The sequence below is a fragment of the Brevibacillus sp. HB1.2 genome (assembly GCF_013332495.1).
In the GTDB taxonomy this organism is placed as follows: domain Bacteria; phylum Bacillota; class Bacilli; order Brevibacillales; family Brevibacillaceae; genus Brevibacillus; species Brevibacillus porteri.
Genome location: NZ_JABMIU010000042.1, coordinates 1 through 1,027, shown reverse-complemented (window position 1 = coordinate 1,027; position 1,027 = coordinate 1). Strand labels below are relative to the sequence as shown.

The following is a 1,027-nucleotide window of genomic DNA, read 5'->3' as shown; positions in this document are numbered from 1 at the left end:
GCGCCGTTTCCGGAGCAGATCTTTAATTTATCACATTCAACTTTGAAAGTCAACAACTTTTTTAGTTTTATGTGATTTGTTCTACTCAGTTAAACTTGTATGTTTCGTGAGTAGATTTTTAATATAACATATTACTTTTCATTAATCAAGAGGTTTTTTTAACCTCATTTAAATTAATGGTGCGGTCGGCGAGACTCGAACTCGCACGGGTCGCCCCGCCACCCCCTCAAGATGGTGTGTCTGCCAATTCCACCACGACCGCATGTAAAACGTCTCAGGAGAGGTTCGAACTCCCGACCGTCCGCTTAGAAGGCGGATGCTCTATCCAGCTGAGCTACTGAGACATATTGTAGTTATAAAAAAATGGGGCGATCGATGGGACTTGAACCCACGAGTGCCGGAGCCACAATCCGGTGCGTTAACCCCTTCGCCACGACCGCCATAATGTATACGTTTTAAAAATGTTCTTTGGCAGGGGCAGTAGGAATCGAACCCACACCAAAGGTTTTGGAGACCTTCGTTCTACCGTTAAACTATGCCCCTATGGTAGCGGTGGAGGGGATCGAACCCCCGACCTTTCGGGTATGAACCGAACGCTCTAGCCATCTGAGCTACGCCGCCATAATTATTTCGTAATAAAAAGAAGTGGCGGAGGGAGAGGGATTCGAACCCCCGTGAGCTTGCACTCTAACGGTTTTCAAGACCGCCCCGTTATGACCACTTCGGTATCCCTCCGCAAAATATGGAGCGGGTGATGGGAATCGAACCCACGCGACCAGCTTGGAAGGCTGGAGTTCTACCATTGAACTACACCCGCTTGAATATGGTGCCGGTGAAGGGACTTGAACCCCCACGGTTTCCCTCACGATTTTGAGTCGCGCGCGTCTGCCATTCCGCCACACCGGCATATTCATTTGAAACATGGTCGGGAAGACAGGATTCGAACCTGCGACCCCTTGGTCCCAAGCCAAGTACTCTACCAAGCTGAGCTACTTCCCGATTATAGTTCTTCACTTAAGATGAAGAT

9 tRNA genes are annotated in these 1,027 nt (G+C 48.8%); all 9 read right to left on the bottom strand.

The window, feature by feature from the left end:
* Nucleotides 1-177 precede the first annotated feature (177 nt).
* The 9 genes from HPY28_RS30105 to HPY28_RS30065 all read right to left on the bottom strand — a co-directional run bounded on the left by HPY28_RS30105 (nucleotide 178) and on the right by HPY28_RS30065 (nucleotide 999).
* A tRNA-Leu gene (locus tag HPY28_RS30105) sits at nucleotides 178-262 on the bottom strand.
* 8 nt (nucleotides 263-270) lie between these two features.
* A tRNA-Arg gene (locus HPY28_RS30100) sits at nucleotides 271-344 on the bottom strand.
* A 20-nt stretch (nucleotides 345-364) separates the two neighbouring features.
* Nucleotides 365-440 (bottom strand) — tRNA-His (locus HPY28_RS30095).
* A gap of 29 nt (nucleotides 441-469) precedes the next feature.
* Nucleotides 470-543: transfer RNA gene (locus HPY28_RS30090), tRNA-Trp, on the bottom strand.
* Between the two features lies 1 nt (nucleotide 544).
* Nucleotides 545-621 (bottom strand) — tRNA-Met (locus tag HPY28_RS30085).
* A gap of 25 nt (nucleotides 622-646) precedes the next feature.
* Nucleotides 647-735: transfer RNA gene (locus HPY28_RS30080), tRNA-Ser, on the bottom strand.
* 8 nt (nucleotides 736-743) lie between these two features.
* Nucleotides 744-817: transfer RNA gene (locus HPY28_RS30075), tRNA-Gly, on the bottom strand.
* 7 nt (nucleotides 818-824) lie between these two features.
* Nucleotides 825-906, bottom strand: a tRNA-Leu gene (locus tag HPY28_RS30070).
* A 16-nt stretch (nucleotides 907-922) separates the two neighbouring features.
* Nucleotides 923-999, bottom strand: a tRNA-Pro gene (locus tag HPY28_RS30065).
* Nucleotides 1,000-1,027: the final 28 nt, after the last annotated feature.